The organism is Pseudomonas sp. NUPR-002 (assembly GCF_056322725.1).
This window is the reverse complement of sequence record NZ_CM150476.1, coordinates 3,083,724-3,100,614: the sequence shown is the minus strand read 5'-3', so window position 1 is coordinate 3,100,614 and position 16,891 is coordinate 3,083,724. Positions and strand designations below refer to the sequence as shown.

Below are 16,891 nucleotides of genomic sequence, written 5' to 3'. Positions count from 1 at the left end.
CAGAGTGCCTGGTGGAGGAGAAGAAGCAGTTGCTCGATGATTTGGTGGCCCAGCGCGGGAGGATTATGTGGGCCCGCGATCCTCATGTGGCGATGATGCGCGTCCGTCAGTCACTTTATCAGGCTACGATGAGCACGCCTCATTGCTGCAGCTTAAAGCTGAACCATCGCGGTCCTGTCGAAATCGATGGCAGGACCGCGAATCAGGATTCTGATCAGGCCACCTGCGTACGCGAACGCCACAGATCGCGCTCCACCAGACCGTGCCAAAAGCCCTGCGCGCCCGACTCAATGGCTGCACTACCCAGCAGGTGCGCCCATTGTGCATCGCTGCCGAACTCCTCGCGCCAGGACCAGAGTCGCCGAGTGACCTGGTGCAGGCTGTGCTCATGAGTGAAACCGATCGAGCCGTGCACCTGATGTGCCACGGAGCAGCCGAGGGTCGCTGCTTCACCGGCGCAGACCTTGGCCGCTGCGATGTCGAATAGTATGCGTTGGGGCTGTGCCAGACGTCCCTCGAGGTAGTCGCTGGTGCTGCCCAGCGCGATGAGCGTGGTCATCCGTGCCAGGCTGATCGCCCCGGCCATTTGCGCCAGCAACTGCTGCAGTGCCTGTTGGCGGCCAATTGGCTTGCCGAACTGTACGCGCTCGTTGGCGTAGCTCACTGCCTTGTCCAGCGCCGACTCCAGAGCGCCGACTGACATACAGGCACGCAGCAGTGCGCCTAGCAGCCAGACCGGTTCGCTAACCCCGGGTAGCTTGAGCTCGGCGGTGGCAACCACCGGCGTGCGCTTAAAGCACAGGGTGTCACGCTGTTCATTGGCGAAGTTGCAGGCAGCGCTGCGCGTCAGGCTGTCATGCTGCAGGTCGACCAGGGCGATGCGTCCGGTATCGGCAATCACTGCCCACCGGCAGGCGCGCGACCAGGGTACTTGCTCGGCACGTCCTTCAACGACATGGGCATCCGTGGTGAGCCGTACGTCACCCAGACGGCCGGCCTGAATCAGGCTGATCGGTCCGTCCGGAATGTCCAGGCCGGCACGTGCCAACAGTGCCGTGGCCAGCAACGTTTCGCCAAGTGGAAGTGGCGCTTGCCAGTAGCCGATGGCGCGCAGAACGGCACCGACATCCTGCAGGCTGGCTCCGCTTCCCCCGGTGTGTTCCGGCACCAGTGCATGGGGCAGGCCGCTATCGCTCACGCGCTGCCACAGGTCGTCGATACGGCCATGAGTGTCAAAGTCCGCCAGCACCGACGGCGTGATCGCGCGGCTGAACAAGCGCTCGACGCTGTCACCGATCATCGTTTGCAGTTCGGAACAGGCGCCGCTATCGGCACTTTGGGATTCGAGGCTGTTCATCGTAGTCCTAGTCCTCGGGCAATGATGCCACGCAGAATTTCTCGGGTGCCGCCGCGCAAAGAAAAGGACGGCGCGGTCTGGGTGATGTAATGCAGGGTCTGGTCCAAGGGCGAGCCCGACGTGCGCAGGCCGCCGAACAGTTCATGCGCCAGATCGGGCATGGATTGCTCCAGAACAGATCCCTGGTCCTTGACCAGGGTCGCGGCGATCGCGGGGCTCTCGCCCCGGGCGAGCATGCCTGCTATGCCTAGGGACATTTGCCGCAAGGCCGCGTAGCGCGCCGCGACACGGCCAAGACTGACGGTCTGACGGGCATCGTGCGGGTCAGCTACTTCAAGCATTTCCAGGTACAACTGGGTACTGCTCAGATAACGCTCCGGGCCGCTGCGCTCCAGTGCCAGTTCCGCACCCACTTGCTTCCAGCCGTCACCGAGCTGGCCGATCACATCGTGGTCGGGGACGAAAACGTCTTCGAGAAATACTTCGTTGTAATCGTGCTCACCGAGCATGTTGAGAATCGGCCGAATGGTAATCCCCGGGGCGCTCAGGTCGACGAGAAACTGTGATAGACCGGCATGACGATTGGTTTCATCGCGGGGGCAGGTGCGCAGCAGCGTCACCATATGCTGGGCGCGCTGGGCACCTGTGGTCCAGATCTTCTGGCCGTTGACCCGCCAGCCACCGGCTACCTTGTCGGCGCGGGTACGCACCGCGGCAAGGTCGGAACCAACGTCGGGTTCGCTCATTCCGATAGCAATATAGGTTTCGCCGCGAGCGATGCCGGGACAGATGCGCGGTGCCAGGTTATCGGGCGAGAAGCGGATCAGCAGCGGCCCGCTCTGGCGCTCAGCAATCCAGTGGGCATTGACCGGGGCGCCGGCGGCCAGTAGCTCTTCGAGAACGACGTAGCGCTCGAGCGCACTGCGTTCATGGCCGCCATAGCGACGCGGCCAGGTCATGCCCAGCCAGTCGCGTGCGCCGAGCTTGCGGCTGAAGCTTTCGTCGACGCCGTTCCAGTTTCTGGCGCGTTCAGCGGCGGGTAAGTCTCGCAGCGTTTCGCTGAGGAAAGCGCGAACCTCGGCCCGCAGTGTTTCGCTGCGGGGATCCAGGGTACAAGGGCGTATATCAAGGGCCTGCATAGGAATCTGCTCGCAAGGTGAAGGGTGTTTTTAACTTGCTTGTCAGTCAGCAAGTAAATACGCTAGCAGCAGCTTAGTCATCCAGGCAAGCCCATTTCTATTTAAGGAGTTCCTCATGTCAGCCGTTGTGCCCTTCAATCCCGGTCATGGACTTGAGCTTGCCCTGCAAGGGCATGTGGCAGTACTGGAGTTCAGCCGCCCGCCGTTAAATTTCTTCGACCAGGCCCTGATCGAGGACCTGGTCGCGGCTCTCGAATACCTCGATCAGTTGCCGGAGTGCCGGGTTGTGGTGTTGCAGGCAGCGGGCAAGACGTTCTGCGCCGGGGCCGACTTCAACGGCACCGCGCATACCCGCGAGCCGAGTTTTCCCCGACAGTTGTACAAGTACGCGGTGCGCCTGTTCCGCACGCGCAAGCCGCTGATTGTTGTGGTCGAAGGTGCCGCGGTTGGCGGCGGCCTGGGCCTGGCACTGGTGGGCGACTACCGGGTAACCAGCGAGAAAGCGCGCTTCTGCGCGAACTTCAATCGCCTGGGCATCCACCAGGGGTTTGGTATTTCCGTGACCCTGCCGCGCGTCGTGGGGATCCAGATGGCGTCGTTGTTGATCGCTACCGGGCGGCGAATTGACGGTCGCGAAGCGGTGCGCATCGGTCTTGCCGATGTGCTGGCGGACGTTGGCGGTGAGCGTGAGGCGGCGCTGGCGCTGGCGCGGGAAATTGCCCAGTGCTCACCGCTGGCGGTAATGTCCAGTCGTGAGACACTACGCGCGGGCCTGGCCGATGCGGTGGACGCCGTGATCGATCGCGAGGCCAGCGAGCAGGAGTGGCAAATCGTCACCGCCGACTTCGCTGAAGGCAACCGCGCGATGGCTGAGCGGCGCTTGCCTGTATTCACCGGCCAGTAACGAGGAATGTCCATGACCGATGCCACTTCACCTAGCAGTCACGCTAGCCGCAGAACCCAGACGGAGCGCCGCGCCGATGCCGAGCGCCGCCTGCTGGAGGCCGCACGGCAGATTGTTGCGCGCAAGGGCTGGGTCGGTATGACCCTGGCCGAAGTCGGTGAGGAGGCCGGTTATAGCCGCGGCCTGGCGGCTCATCATTTCGGCAGCAAGGCAGGCCTGTTACGTGCCCTGGCGGCCTACGTCAATCGCAACTTCATGGACCTGGTGGAGATCGAGTTACCGTGCCGGCAACCTGGGCTGGATGCTTTGCTTGGCTTCGTTGGTGTCTATCTGGGTCGCGACGCAGGCGATTGGACTAATACCCGCGCGCTGCTGGCGCTGATGGCCGAAGCAGTAACTGAGGATGCTGAGACTCGTGAAATTCTTGCTGACTATAACCGCTCGGTGCACGACTACCTGGCATCGCACATCCGCACGGGCATTGCCAGCGACGACATTCGCCGCAATGTCGATGCCTCGGCCGGGGCCACGCTGATCCTCGCAACCTTGCGTGGCGTGATGTTGCAACACCTGCTCGACCCGGTGAGCATCGAACTGGTCGCTGTGCACCGGCAGATGCTCGATTTCGTCAACGCGGCGCTGGCAGTGGTGCCGCGTTGATCCCGTTCAATCCAGCAGACCCCGCTGCCTGGCGATCGCCAGCGCTTCGGTCCGGCCTTGGGCGCCGAGCTTGGCGTTGACCCGGCGCAGGTGAGACTTGACCGTAAGTTCGGAAAGAAACAGCTTTTCGGCGATTTCCCGGTTGCGGTAACCCTTGGCCAGCAAGCGTACAACCTGCAGCTCACGTGTGGTCAGCCCGGCCTGGGGGAGGGCTGCCTCGGCGTTGCTAGCGGGCGTTGTTAACGACAGGCGGGCTTGGAGCGCGGGTAGGAAATCTGGTGCGATCGAAAGCGTCTGTTCCTGCCCATATAGGGTTACCGTCCAACGCTCCAACAATGCCCCAAGCGCCGGCCCCTCGTCGAGAAAACTGCGCTTAAAGCCGACCTGGCTGGCAAAGCGCAATGCCATGCTGAGTTCATCGAGCGCCTCCCGATGTTCGCCGATGGCATTCTGGGCCATGGCCAGCAACAACTGCAGCTTCAGTGCGCGACGCAGACGCTGTTCGCGACGTGCTTGTGTCAGGGCTTCGCGCACCTCGGTTACCGCTTGGGGCTGGCCCAGTGCAATGGCCAGGCGCTGGCGGGCGATGAAGGGCGTATCCACTTCGTTGGCGTAGAAGCACACGCTGGAGTCCGCCCAATCAGCCACCTGTTCAGCCGAACGCAAGGCGTGCCGGGCGGTGTCGAAGTGCCCGGCATGGGTAGCCTGGCGGGCACGTTCCAGCCAGGCAGAGCAGACCATGCGCAATGAGCCGCTCTGGTGCCCGAACTGTTCCAGTTGTGTCAGGTAGCGCATCCAGGTGTCATGTTCGCCGTCCAGCGCGGCCATGCGTGCCAACAGCACATGGGCGCTGATCAAGGCGTCCGGGGAACTCAACTCTTTGATCTGCGGCAGCACCTGCTCCAGGCGTTGCCTAGCTTCGCTCAACTGGTCGTTTTCATAGAGGAGCAAGGCAAGGCACGTCTGCATCGACGTGGTCGCATGCTCGTTCAGGCGCAGGTTCTCCTGCTCGGTGACACGCAGGCGCGAAAGAGCGCTGTCCAGTTGCCCTTGATGCAGGTCCAGCAACGATTCCAGACTGTCGGCTCCGTTGCGCAGGTAACCCGGCTGGCGCGGCAATTTGGCCAGCAGCGCGCGGGCCTGGTCGAAGCGGCCAGTGCAGATCATGCAATACGAAAGGTAGTAGGCGACCTGCGCATAGGCAGGGTCGTCCGTTTTTGCGCTCAGGCTATCCAGCTGGGCCAGGCCCGCAACATAGGCGTCTTCCATGCGGTCACTCAGCGCCAGCCATTGCACCTTGGCGATGCTGGCGCGTGCGGCCAGCCCCGGATGCGCGATCAGGCGCTCGGCGTCTGCAAGGCGGCGGGCATGGAGGAGCGACCAGATGTACACCATGCCCAGTTCGGGCTGTGCGTTGAAGATGCTTTCCGGGAGGCGTTGCAGGTACGACAGCAGCATCCGCGCATGACCGCCAAGCATCCAGGTACCGGCATGGGCGGCCAGCAGGCTCACTGCCTGTGCGGTCTCATCGGCGGCGAACAAGTGCTCCATCGCGGGTTCGTAGCGGCCCTGTTGCTGGTACCAGCGCGCGGCTCGCGAGTGCCCCTGCTGGGTCTGCGCCGGCTGCGTCAGGCTACGAAGGAAGCTGGCAAACAGCGGGTGATAGCGGTACCAGTGCTGGCAATGGTCCATGGGTAGCACAAAGAGGTTGTCCCTCAGCAGGCGCTCTATCTGCGCCTGGCTGTCGTCGCGCCCGGTGACGGCGTCACACAACGGCGCGCAGAACGCGTCGAGCATGCAGGTGTCCAGAAGGAAGTCACGGATTTCGGGGTCCTGGCGCATCAGTAAGTCCTCGCTCAGGTACTCGGCCACCTCGAGGTGGCTGCCGCTGAAGGCGTCGATAAAAGCACTGGCATCCTCTTGCCAGCGCAAAGACAGGGTCGCCAGGTACAGTGCGGTGATCCAGCCTTCGGTACGCGCGAGCAGCCGGGCAACGTCGTCATCGCTCAGGTGCAGCGCGCAGCATAAGCGGATGTAGCGTTTGGCTTCTTCAAGGCTGAAGCGCAAGGCGCCTTGGCTTATCTCCTGTACCTGCCCGCGTGCCCGTAGGCGACCGAGATTGAGCTCAGGTACACGACGCGAGCCAATGACCAGGGTGCCATGGGCAGGCAAGGTGTCCAGCAGGTGCTGGATGAACGCCAGCAGCGCCGGATTGTCGAGCACTTCGAACTCGTCGAGGATCAGGGTAAAGGCTTTTTCGCGTTGGCTGATGCAAGCCAGCAGTTCGCTTGCCGTCAGCGGTGTGTGAAGCAGGCCCCACACGTGCGCCAGCTGGCTGCCGAAGACCTGGAGAAAATGCCCGAGGTCGTTGTCGGCGACATCGACGTTGCACCAGAGGACATCACGCCCTTCGTTCAGGCACTGTTGGTGGTACTGCAGCAGGAAGGTCGTTTTGCCAAACCCGGCTGGCGCGCAGACCACCAGCAACCGAGGCCGGACATGGCCCAGATGAGCGAGCAAGGCGTCACGAGGGAGATGGATTGCACTGGCCGCCGGTTCACTGAATTTGAATGGCGAGCTGGGCACCGACGGGCCATCGCTGAGCAGCGCCGCGGGATCGACAATGAAGTCGAGAAGAGGGGGGACGCTCCTGGCACGGGTCACGAGGTTCTCCAGTGAAGGATCAAGGGCAGCATTATTGCCGAGCGTCTGCGCCGAGAACAGTGTGGGCCGTCCGCCGCAAGTGTGTACGGGCGGTCGACATATATCCCTGCGGCGCGTGCGAGCGGGGTGGGCCGCGGCCTACCCAGAGATTACGCCTACCCATGGTTCGTTTGAACCAGGTGCAAAACCCTCCTGTTGTCCTCCCTTTGGCTGTCGCCGCTCCCTTGCAGGCGTTCCTAGTATCGACGGACACCTGTGCGGCGGCGCTTTAGCTACCGCCCGCGCTCACACCACTGAGGCCAGCCCCTGGGCCTAGCGCCTTGACCGAGGAGCCCTGAGATGACCATGAACGAATCTCTGCACGACGACGCCTTACGCGCGATTCTGCAGCAACAGCGCCAAGCCAGCCTGAACAGCGACCCCTGGAGTGCAGAGCAGCGTATAGCTCTGATTGATCGTGCCATCGGACTTCTGGTTGATCACCAGGCGGCGATCATCGATGCCTTGACCGAGGATTTCGGTCACCGCAGTCAGGATTTGTCCCGAATCTACGATGTTCTCAGCCCGTTGGCATCGCTTAAATATGCCAAAGCCAACCTTGCCCAGTGGATGGAGCCGGAAGCACGTGCGAGCAATCGCGGCGACGCCTGGGTCCAGTATCAGCCCCTGGGCGTGGTGGGTATCGTCACTGCATGGAACTTCCCGGGGGTGATGATTTTCGGCGGCCTGGCCGACGCCCTGGCGGCTGGCAACCGGGTGATGATCAAAGTGTCTGAGTTCAACCCGAAGACTTCGGCGCTGTTTGTGCGCCTGGTGGCCGAGGCTTATCCAGACGGTGAAGTGGTGGTGATCTCCGGTGGGGCCGACGTCGGCCAGGCGTTCTGTAGTCTGCCGTTCGACCATCTGCTGTTTACCGGTGCGAGCAACATTGGCCGTCAGGTGATGCGCGCCGCTGCCGAGAATCTGGTGCCAGTGACCCTGGAGCTGGGTGGCAAGTCACCGACCCTGGTATCGCGCTCTGCCGATTTGAAAACGGTGGTTACCAAAATAATCACCGCAAAACTGCAGAACGCCGGGCAGATCTGCCTGGCCCCGGACTACGTTCTGGTGCCGCAGGAACGCGTCGCCGACTTCGTAACCTGCGCCCGCACGATAGTGGCCCAGCTGTTCCCAACACTGTTGGACAACCCTGACTACACCTCGGTGATCAATGCCCGCCACTACCAGCGCCTGTGCGGCTATCTGGACGAGGCGCGAGCCGCAGGTGTGGAACTGGTGGCGTTGAACCCCGCCGACGAAGACTTCAATGGCCAGCCACACCACAAACTGGTACCGACCCTGCTGATCGATCCGCACGACGAACTGCAGGTCATGCAGGAGGAGATCTTCGGTCCGCTGTTGCCGATCAAACCGTACCAGACCTTCGATGAGGCGCTGGCCTATATCAATGCGCGCCCACGCCCACTGGGGTTGTACTACTTCGGCAACGATGCCGCCGAAGAAGCACAGGTCATCAACCGTACCTGTTCCGGTGGTGTGACCATCAATGATGCGCTCAAGCATGCCGGGGTCGATACCCTGCCATTCGGCGGTGTCGGCCCCAGCGGCATGGGCTGCTACCACGGCTTCGACGGTTTCAAGACCTTCAGCCATGCCAAGGCGGTACTGCGGGCCGCTGACGGCCCGGACGTCATGCGCCCTCCCTTCAGTGAGCAAACCCGTCAACTCATCTGTTCCCTGATCCAGCGCTGACCCTGCGCGAGGCAGGAAGCCTGCTTCGCCCACTCCAACTTGAGGTGAACCATGAAAGCAGCTGTGTTCCATAAACCGGGCAGCCCATTGACCATTGAACAGGTGAGCATTGGTAAGCCCGGTCCGCGCGAGGTCCTGGTGCGCACCGTCGCCGTCGGCATGTGCCATTCCGATCTGCACTTTGTCGATGGTCTGTACCCGTTTCCAGCGCCAGTGGTGCTGGGCCATGAGGCCGCCGGCGTCGTCGAAGCGGTAGGTTCCGATGTTCATACCGTCAAGCCGGGTGACCATGTTGTGACGTGCCTGTCGGCGTTCTGTGGCCACTGCGCGCATTGTGTCACTGGCCACTTGTCTCTGTGCGTGTCCCCGGAAACCAAGCGTGGGCCGGAGGAGGCGCCGCGGTTGTCCCTGGCACAGAAGCCGATGGTGCAGTTCGTCAATCTTTCAGCCTATGCCGAGCAGATGCTGGTCCATGAGAACGCGCTGGTGGCGATTAACCGCGACATGCCTTTGGACCGTGCAGCACTGTTGGGCTGTGCGGTCACCACCGGCACTGGCGCAGTGTTCAACACCGCCAAGGTGCGCCCAGGCGACACCGTGGTAATCATCGGCTGCGGCGGTATCGGGCTGTCGGCGGTCAATGGTGCAGCGCTCGCTGGTGCCAGCCGCATCATTGCCGTGGACAAGCTCGACTCGAAGCTGGAGCTGGCCCGCGTATTTGGCGCCACCGACCTGGTGAACCCGAACAACGGTGATCCGGTGCAGCAGGTGCTGGAGCTGACACGCGGCGGTGTGCATCATGCCTTCGAATGTATTGGTCTCAAGCAGACCGCCGAGCAAGCTTTCGGTATGCTCGCCCGCGGGGGTACGGCCACTATTATCGGGATGCTCAAGCCCGGCACGCGTTTGGATATCGACCCCTACGCGCTGCTGCATGAACGCCGTATCCAGGGTTCGTTCATGGGTTCCAACCGCTTCCCGGTGGATCTGCCAAACCTGGTCAATTTCTACATGCAGGGTCGTCTGAAGCTCGACCAACTGATCTCTCAGCGGATCCGCCTGGAGCAGATCAACGAAGGCTTCGATGAACTGCGTCGTGGCGAGCTGGCACGTTCGGTGATTGTCTTCGATCAGTAAGACTTTGGCGGTCGGCGTGAGCAGGCTATGGTCATGCTCGCGTCGACCGCTTTTTCGTAACGCGGATGTCGCTGTTCAGGATCCGCTCAAGGCCTCGGCCCAGGAGGCTTGGCGGAACGGACGCTAGCGTTCAATCAATCCAGCCATGTTGGCGGGCTGAGGCCAAGGCTTCGGTACGGCCACTGACCTCCAGTTTGGCGTAAATCTTCTGCAGATGAGATTTAACAGTGCATTCGGAGAGAAAAATCTTGGCTGCGATGACTTTGTTCCGGTGTCCTGCAGCCAGCAGGCGCAATACTTGCGACTCACGCTCGGTCAACAACGAGGACACGACCAGCGTCGTCGAGACAGGCAGGGTGGGACTATTGCTGACCATGTGACGCAGCAGCTCCGCGACAAAAGCGCATTGCATTCCGGATTGGCGACCACCGTTGCGTTGCTGAATGGCCCAGCTCTGCAACAAGGCATGCAGGCGTTCACCCTCTTCGCAGAAAGTACTGACGAACCCCTCCTGGCTAGCCAGGACCAGCGCCTGGCTGAGTGTTTCTAAGGCCTCCTGACGTTGTCCCAGTCCCTCAAGGGCAAGCGCCAGTAACAGGCGCAGCTTCAGCGCTCGACGTTGATGCTGCCAGTGCAAGGCTGTTTCTAGCGCTGGGCGCAGCGCGCGCACAGCAGCGAGGTGCTCACCCTGGGCAATACGCAGGCGCTGGCGGGCGATGCCAAGGGTGTCGCTGTCGGTGCTGAACTTACTGAAGCCGGGGCGATCCCAGTCGGCCAGTTGTTCGGCATTGCGCAAGGCCTGGGCGGCACCGTCGAGCTGCTGTTCGAGCGTGGCAACGCGTGCGCGCTCCAGCCAGGCAGCGCAACGCATCCGCTGGGAGTCGCATCGCTCGCCCAGGTGCTGCAGGTCGACCAGATTGCGAAGCCAGCCATGGCGATCGCCCCGGCGCAGGGCCAGACGCGCGCAGAGAACATGGCTGGAGATCTGTAGATCTGGAGAACTGACCTGCTTGGCGAATGGCAGGCAATGCAGCAACAGGCGCTCACTCTCTTCTCGTTCACCACGTTCGTAATGCACCAAAGCCAGCAACACATCCAGCGCCAATAGTGTCTCGTGGGGTTTGCCGATGCGATCGTGGCGTGGCGTGCTGCGCATGCTGCCCAGGCGTGTCATGGCGCTGCCCAAGCGGCCTTGGATCAGGTCCATGATGCCTTCGTTGACGTTGAAGGTGTAGCCCATGAAGCCCCGATGCACTTGCGCTTCACGTTGCATCGCGGTGGACATCAAACGGCTGGCTTCTTCATGTTGGCCACTCGAGAGCAGTGCTGCGGTCAGGCAGTGGGATAGGGCGACGTACAGATGCAAATTGTCGTCGGGTATGCGCGCGAGGACTCGCGGTCCGCGTTGGCACAACTCATCCACCTGGTCGAGGACCCCCAAGTGCAGGCAATAGATTGCTTCGGGCACGTAGGCATACTGGTCGGCCAGTCGCTCGGCGACACGTGCAGCGTCCTGGAAGCGGCTGGTCAGCGCTAGCAGCAGAGCATAGGCCTGGCCCATGGCCGGATAGCGGGCCAGAGTCGACGCCGGAAAGCGGTCCAGCCAGCGCAGCAGCAGGTTGGTGCGGCCGATGCCAAGCAGGGTATTCAGATATTGGTTGATGCTTTGGGCTGCCTCGTCTTCATGACCGGCCTGGAACAGATGCTCGATGGCGGGGATTGGCTGGTTTTGCTCAAGGAACCAGCGAGCAGCGACATCGTGCAAGTGAGTAATCCGCTGCGGGTCCTGACGTTGCAGTGCAACCCGCAGGAAACTGGCGAACAAGGGGTGGTAGCGGTACCAGCGCTGAGTACCGTCGACCGAGGTAAGGAACAGGTTGGCGCGTTCAAGCTGCTCGATCATAGCCTGCCCGTCGTCGCGGCCGCTCAAGGCATTGCACAACGCCGGACAGAATTGCTCCGGGATGCTCGACAGCAACAGAAAGTCGCGGCACTCGGCGGTCTGCCGAGCGAGCACGTCCTCGGCCAGGTACTCTGCCAGCTCCAGGTGGGAGCCGGAGAAGGACTCAATGAACGCAGCGTGATCATCGCGGCTGGTCAGGGACAAACTGGCCAGATAGAGGCCAGTGATCCAGCCATCGGTGCGCCGGTGAAGGGCGCGCACATTTTCGTCGCACAGTGGCAGGCTGCGTTTTTCGCAAAGAAAGCGCTGTGTCTCTTCGTAGGTGAAACGTAAGTCGTCGGGGCGGATTTCCAGCAATTGCCCTCGGCCACGCAGGCGTCCCAGGCCGATACCGGGCACAGACCGCGAAGCGATGGTTAGCAAGCAACCGTTAGGTAGCACACCGAGCATTTGTTGAATGAAGCCGAGTACTTCGGCATTGTGCAAGACCTCGAACTCGTCCAGCAGCAGTGCAAACGGTTCGCCCAGCACCATCAGTTGGTCCAGCAAGTCTTGGGGGTCACGTACTGCGCGATCGAACCCGTACAGCCCGTACAAGGCCTCGCCCAAGGTAGCAACGAAACGTTGCAGATCATTGTCGGCAGCGTTTAGGTTCATCCACAGGCTGGTCTCGCCCTGCGCCAATCGATGGCTGTGGTACTGGCGTAGCAACGTGGTCTTGCCGAAACCTGCTGCGGCACGGATCAGAATCAGGCGGGCGGTTGTGCTGCCAGTCAGTTGCTCCAGCAGTCTCGGTCGGGCCAACTGGCCGGCGCTGAGCGCAGGCGGTGCGAACTTGATGGACGTAGCGCGGGGCAGGGGGCGCGGATCGGCATTGAGACTCGGCAGGAGGGCGGGCATATTCTGTGTACCTCTTGGGGCGGCGCCTCGCCCATGGAGCGGACGCCGTCTCGTTATTCTGGGATATCCACACTTGTCAGGTGTGTTACGGCGCCGACCCCTGGCAGTGGTGCGCGGGTGCAAACTGCCAGGGGCGCTGCGAGTCAGCGCTGCGACAGCTCGGTGGGCTTCACTTTCTCCATGCGCGAGGTGTCCATCAGTACCAGGCCGAAGGCCATGCCATACATCAGGCGGCCCTGACGGTCGACTTTTACCGGTGCATACATGCCGTTGAACACAGGATCGCTACCGGAGGCGATTTCCAGAGTGGTCTTGCCGCTGTCCAGGTCCATGCCAATGTGATAACCCTGGCCTGGGTGCTGGGTGTAGAAGCCATTGATGATGGCCATGTGGCCGCCACCGCTGATCATCGGCACCACGGAGATCGAGCTGACGTCGCTGCGGGCCCACTGCTGGCTCCACGCGTCCTTGGCGCTGTCCCACTTGAGCATGGCGACACCCTGAGGCATTGGCCGGGTGACACCATTGAGCAGCGTCACGTAGTAGTTCGACTTGACCTCGGTGGGCTTGGGTTGCGCAGGGATGTTGTTAACCACGAAAGCGTAGTTTCTGTACACCGCTACCGACTGTTCGGATTGTACGGTATCGATGCCCGCGCCGACGTCCACTTCCTTCTGGTCGGCGATACGTGCCGAAAGGGTACCCGGCTTCTGCTTCCAGCCAGCCGGAATACCGTCACGCCAGAAGGCCACCAGACGCATTTTCTTGGCACCGTCGGTGATAACCACCAACTTGTCTTCGTCCGGGCCGAAGCCCATCAGGGTGGGGGTGGCACCGGTGCCATCGGCGATCTTCACCGCGTCGAAAAGAACGCCGCGATCATAGGCGGCCTTCCAGGCTCCGCTGCTTTCATCCGCGTGAATCTTGCCTTTCGCGTCTACTGCTAGGCGGTACATGTTCTGGTTCGATGCAACATAAACCGCCCCCCCCTCAAGTTCCGGACCGGTGGCGAAGGAGTTGAGGAACACTTCGTCGGTCCCTTCTACCTGGTAGCTGTCGATTAGTGCCAGGCTATTGCGGTCGAGGGTGGCGACAGTACCGCCCATGGTATTTATCACCAGAAAACCGTTCGCGGTCATCCCCATGCCAAAGGTCACGTCGGCAGGCAGGCCCAGCGCCTTCTTGATCTTCGCGTCGCTGAACAGCTCTTTGGGCAGCGTGACCTGGCTGCTGAGGTGCATGCCCGAAGTGGCGTTTTTCGAATCATCCTGATCGATGCGAAACACTTGGCGTCCGCTAGCACCGATGAAGGCGTTTTCACGGGTCAGCAGCGCGTAGATGCTACCGTTCAATACCTGATCGGTCGTGGCAGTGACCATGCGGTTGGGTTGGCCCTGCATGTAAGTCAGCAGACCTTTCTCATCGGCAGCTTCAAGATACTTGCGAGTTTGCGCCGCTTGCTCCAGTCGCTGCTCAGAAGTGATCTGCCGGTAGTTCGGCAGGGTAACCGGCAAGTCGACACGAGCGATTTCGGTAATGCGCAGATCATCTTCAATCTTTAGCTTGCGCAGTGAGAAGCCCGCCCAATACCAATAGACATCCGTACCATTCACCTTGTCATAGAACTGCATCAGGCCGGTGGACTCGTTGGGCACCACCCGGTAGGAATCGGGGGTCACTTTGAACGAACCGTGGGCGACGGCGATGTCAGTACTGTCCGATGCGCCATCATTCCAGTGCGTCTGGTTGTTGTACGACTGGGCCAGATAGGGATTGGACGGTGGCATCTGTTCCTGGGCACCGGCGAGCAAGGGCAGAGTAAGGCAAGTCGCCAGTAGGCTAAGGCGGGAGCAAGCAGCTTTCATCTTCATTGTTCTCTTGTTGTCGATGGGGTTCTCGGTGCGCCACAGGGTGGAGCACTTATGCATTGCCACCTCGACCATACAAATGACTACCCGCAGCGTCGGCCCCCCACGGTGGGGGGCACCCTTCGCCAGCGCTGTCGCCCCCCAGCAAGGGTGGCTGAGCTTGGATGTTTCGACTTGTTACCGTGAGTGTCACCTACAACGGGGTGCTGTATCGCCCACGCTTCATGAGGGATGCACATGCTCAGCGGTATCAAAGTCGTCGAAATCTGCGGTATTGGCCCCGGCCCGTTTTGCGCCATGCACCTGGCCGACCTGGGGGCGGATGTAATCGCTGTCGAGCGTGAAGCCTCGGTGTCCATCACCGGTGAAGCTAACGCCACGCTCAATCCCTTGAACCGCGGCAAGCGCTCGGTGGTGGCCGACCTCAAGACCGCTGAAGGCCGGGAAACCCTGTTGAAGCTGATCGAGGGGGCCGACGCCTTGGTCGAGGGCATGCGCCCCGGGGTGATGGAGCGCTTGGGCCTGGGGCCGCAGGAGTGCCTGGCCCGTAATCCGCGTCTGGTCTATGGGCGCATGACCGGCTGGGGGCAATCTGGCCCCATGGCCAAGGCTGCCGGCCACGACAACAACTACATTGCCTTGTCCGGGGCGCTGTACCACAGCGGCACCGCAGGCGAGGCGCCGTCGGCACCGATTACCCTGATTGGTGACATCGGCGGTGGCGCGTTGTACCTCGCCGTTGGCCTGCTGGCCGGCATCCTCAGTGCGCGTGCCACAGGGCGCGGCACGGTGGTGGATGCCGCCATCGTCGACGGCTCGGCGCACATGATGCAACTGATGAATGCCTTGCGGGGGCGTGGGCTGCTGCGAGACGAACGCGGCGCCAGCGTGCATGACGGCTCGCATTTCTATGCTACCTACCGCTGCGCCGATGACTTGTACATCGCCCTCGGTTCCATGGAACCGCAATTTTACGCGTTGCTGCTGGACAAGCTCGGGCTGACGGATGAACCGCGTTTTAGCCGGCAGTGGGACGCCAGACAATGGCCGCAACAGCGCGAATACCTGGCCGAGATTTTTGCCAGCCGCAGCCGCGCCGCCTGGTGCGAGTTGCTCGAAGGCAGCGATGTATGTTTCGCCCCGGTACTTAGCCCACGCGAAGCCGCAGACCACCCGCACATGGTTGAACGCGGGGTGTATTTCGAGCGTGACGGTCTGCTACAAACCGCTCCCGCACCACGTTTCGATAACCAAGTAAAAATCCCCGGGCCCGTTCCCAGTCGCGGCGAACACACCAGCAGCGTCATGGCCGCGCTTGCACGTGGCGACCTGGCGGCAGCCTGGGAAGCCTGAAGCTCTGTTTGCCCATCGCGCGGCGGCACCGCGCCACAGTCCGGAGTTATTCCATGAGCAACAACGTAGTGGTGGCCGGGGTCGGCATGATCCCCTTCAGCAAGCCGGGCGCCAGCCCCAGTTACATCGACATGGGGGCCGATGCCGTGCGCCTGGCCCTCAAAGACGCGAGCCTGGATTACGCCAAGGTACAGATGGCATTTGCCGGTTATGTCTACGGCGATACGACCTGCGGTCAGGCGGTGCTCTACCGTATCGGCCGCAGTGCGATCCCGGTGTTCAACGTTAACAACGCCTGCGCCAGTGGTTCCAGTGCCCTTTACCTGGCGCGCCAGGCGGTGCAAAGCGGCGCGGTGGAGTGCGCGCTGGCCGTGGGCTTCGAGCAGATGCAGCCAGGCGCCACCCGTTCCAACTTCCCCGATCGGCCATTGCCCCGGGGCGACTATCTGCCGATTCAGGACCAGTTGTGCGCCGATGCCGGTGATATCCCGCGCAACCTGATCACCTTCGGCGGTGCCGGCCGCGAACACATGCGCAAGTACGGCACCAAGATGGAAACCTTTGCCGCGATTCGCGCCAAGGCCAGTCGTCATGCGGCCAACAATCCGCTGGCGCTGTTTCGCAAGGTGGTGAGCAGCGAAGAAGTCATGAATGACACCTTGATGTGGCCCGGGGTGATGACCCGCATGATGGCCTGTCCGCCCACCTGCGGCGCCGCTGCGGCGGTGCTCTGCACTGAAGCTTTTGCCCGGCGTCATGGCTTGCGTACTGACGTTGCGATTCTCGCCCAGGCCATGACGACCGACCCAGTGGAGTCGTTCGACCCCCCGACCATGATCGGCTTCGTCGGTACCCGTATGTCTCAACGGGCCGCGCAAGCGGTGTACGAACAGGCCGATGTCGGGCCGCGCGATATCGACGTGGTGGAATTGCACGACTGCTTCGCCCACAACGAGCTGCTGACGTATGAATCCCTGGGCCTGTGCGCTGAAGGCACGGCTGAACAGTTCGTACTGGAAGGCGACAACACCTACGGCGGCCGCGTGGTCACCAACCCTTCCGGCGGCTTGCTGTGCAAGGGCCATCCCTTGGGCGCCACGGGGCTGGCCCAGTGCTATGAGCTGACGCACCAACTGCGCGGCACTGCCGATCGGCGCCAGGTGGACGATGCGCGCCTGGCCCTACAACACAACCTGGGCCTGGGGGGCGCCTGCGTGGTGACCCTGTATGGCCGCAACTGATCGTTCAACAGGA

General features: G+C 62.1%; 11 protein-coding genes. 6 read left to right on the top strand and 5 right to left on the bottom strand.

What is annotated here, in order from left to right:
• Positions 1 to 214 precede the first annotated feature (214 nt).
• Together ACVWSC_RS14070 and ACVWSC_RS14065 are read right to left on the bottom strand one after the other, a co-directional pair.
• Positions 215 to 1,357, bottom strand: a complete 1,143-nt coding sequence (locus ACVWSC_RS14070) for an acyl-CoA dehydrogenase family protein (RefSeq protein ID WP_442114194.1) — start codon at positions 1,355 to 1,357, stop codon at positions 215 to 217.
• Complete coding sequence (locus ACVWSC_RS14065) at positions 1,354 to 2,496, bottom strand: acyl-CoA dehydrogenase family protein (protein ID WP_442114193.1); 1,143 nt, start codon at positions 2,494 to 2,496, stop codon at positions 1,354 to 1,356. The genes ACVWSC_RS14070 and ACVWSC_RS14065 overlap by 4 nt, the downstream gene beginning before the upstream one ends.
• A gap of 115 nt (positions 2,497 to 2,611) precedes the next feature.
• On the opposite strand from ACVWSC_RS14065, the gene ACVWSC_RS14060 reads away from it, so the two are divergent.
• A complete protein-coding gene (locus ACVWSC_RS14060) occupies positions 2,612 to 3,400 on the top strand; it encodes an enoyl-CoA hydratase/isomerase family protein (RefSeq protein ID WP_442114192.1) in 789 nt (262 codons plus the stop codon).
• A 12-nt stretch (positions 3,401 to 3,412) separates the two neighbouring features.
• A complete protein-coding gene (locus tag ACVWSC_RS14055) occupies positions 3,413 to 4,060 on the top strand; it encodes a TetR/AcrR family transcriptional regulator (protein ID WP_442114191.1) in 648 nt (215 codons plus the stop codon).
• Between the two features lie 6 nt (positions 4,061 to 4,066).
• Here ACVWSC_RS14055 and ACVWSC_RS14050 read toward each other — a convergent pair whose 3' ends face one another.
• Entirely contained in the window at positions 4,067 to 6,724 is a 2,658-nt protein-coding gene (locus ACVWSC_RS14050; RefSeq protein ID WP_442114190.1) for a winged helix-turn-helix domain-containing protein, read from the bottom strand.
• A gap of 339 nt (positions 6,725 to 7,063) precedes the next feature.
• On the opposite strand from ACVWSC_RS14050, the gene ACVWSC_RS14045 reads away from it, so the two are divergent.
• Positions 7,064 to 8,476: a coniferyl aldehyde dehydrogenase gene (locus tag ACVWSC_RS14045; RefSeq protein ID WP_442114189.1), complete on the top strand. Its 1,413-nt coding sequence runs from the start codon at positions 7,064 to 7,066 to the stop codon at positions 8,474 to 8,476.
• 51 nt (positions 8,477 to 8,527) lie between these two features.
• Positions 8,528 to 9,613, top strand: coding sequence for a Zn-dependent alcohol dehydrogenase (locus ACVWSC_RS14040; RefSeq protein WP_442114188.1), 1,086 nt, complete (start codon positions 8,528 to 8,530; stop codon positions 9,611 to 9,613).
• A gap of 130 nt (positions 9,614 to 9,743) precedes the next feature.
• On the opposite strand, the gene ACVWSC_RS14035 is transcribed toward ACVWSC_RS14040, so the two are convergent.
• Both ACVWSC_RS14035 and ACVWSC_RS14030 read right to left on the bottom strand, forming a co-directional pair.
• A complete protein-coding gene (locus tag ACVWSC_RS14035; protein WP_442114187.1) occupies positions 9,744 to 12,416 on the bottom strand; it encodes a winged helix-turn-helix domain-containing protein in 2,673 nt (890 codons plus the stop codon).
• A 143-nt stretch (positions 12,417 to 12,559) separates the two neighbouring features.
• Positions 12,560 to 14,203 carry a hypothetical protein gene (locus ACVWSC_RS14030; RefSeq protein WP_442114186.1) on the bottom strand — a complete coding sequence of 548 codons (1,644 nt, stop codon included), beginning with the start codon at positions 14,201 to 14,203 and terminating at the stop codon, positions 12,560 to 12,562.
• Between the two features lie 318 nt (positions 14,204 to 14,521).
• Here ACVWSC_RS14030 and ACVWSC_RS14025 point away from each other — a divergent pair, with 318 nt between their 5' ends.
• Positions 14,522 to 15,637 carry a CaiB/BaiF CoA transferase family protein gene (locus tag ACVWSC_RS14025; protein WP_442114185.1) on the top strand — a complete coding sequence of 372 codons (1,116 nt, stop codon included), beginning with the start codon at positions 14,522 to 14,524 and terminating at the stop codon, positions 15,635 to 15,637.
• Positions 15,638 to 15,690: 53 nt separating this feature from the next.
• Entirely contained in the window at positions 15,691 to 16,878 is a 1,188-nt protein-coding gene (locus ACVWSC_RS14020) for a lipid-transfer protein (RefSeq protein WP_442114184.1), read from the top strand.
• The last annotated feature ends 13 nt before the right edge of the window (positions 16,879 to 16,891 follow it).

Excerpts from the sequence above, each read along its gene's own strand:
- ACVWSC_RS14070 (WP_442114194.1), bottom strand. The coding sequence starts at position 1,357 with ATGAACAGCCTCGAATCCCAAAGTGCCGATAGCGGCGCCTGTTCCGAA.
- ACVWSC_RS14020 (WP_442114184.1), top strand. The coding sequence starts at position 15,691 with ATGAGCAACAACGTAGTGGTGGCCGGGGTCGGCATGATCCCCTTCAGC.
- ACVWSC_RS14030 (WP_442114186.1), bottom strand. The coding sequence starts at position 14,203 with ATGCCACCGTCCAATCCCTATCTGGCCCAGTCGTACAACAACCAGACG.
- ACVWSC_RS14025 (WP_442114185.1), top strand. The coding sequence starts at position 14,522 with ATGCTCAGCGGTATCAAAGTCGTCGAAATCTGCGGTATTGGCCCCGGC.
- ACVWSC_RS14055 (WP_442114191.1), top strand. The coding sequence starts at position 3,413 with ATGACCGATGCCACTTCACCTAGCAGTCACGCTAGCCGCAGAACCCAG.
- ACVWSC_RS14040 (WP_442114188.1), top strand. The coding sequence starts at position 8,528 with ATGAAAGCAGCTGTGTTCCATAAACCGGGCAGCCCATTGACCATTGAA.
- ACVWSC_RS14035 (WP_442114187.1), bottom strand. The coding sequence starts at position 12,416 with ATGCCCGCCCTCCTGCCGAGTCTCAATGCCGATCCGCGCCCCCTGCCC.
- ACVWSC_RS14045 (WP_442114189.1), top strand. The coding sequence starts at position 7,064 with ATGACCATGAACGAATCTCTGCACGACGACGCCTTACGCGCGATTCTG.
- ACVWSC_RS14065 (WP_442114193.1), bottom strand. The coding sequence starts at position 2,496 with ATGCAGGCCCTTGATATACGCCCTTGTACCCTGGATCCCCGCAGCGAA.
- ACVWSC_RS14060 (WP_442114192.1), top strand. The coding sequence starts at position 2,612 with ATGTCAGCCGTTGTGCCCTTCAATCCCGGTCATGGACTTGAGCTTGCC.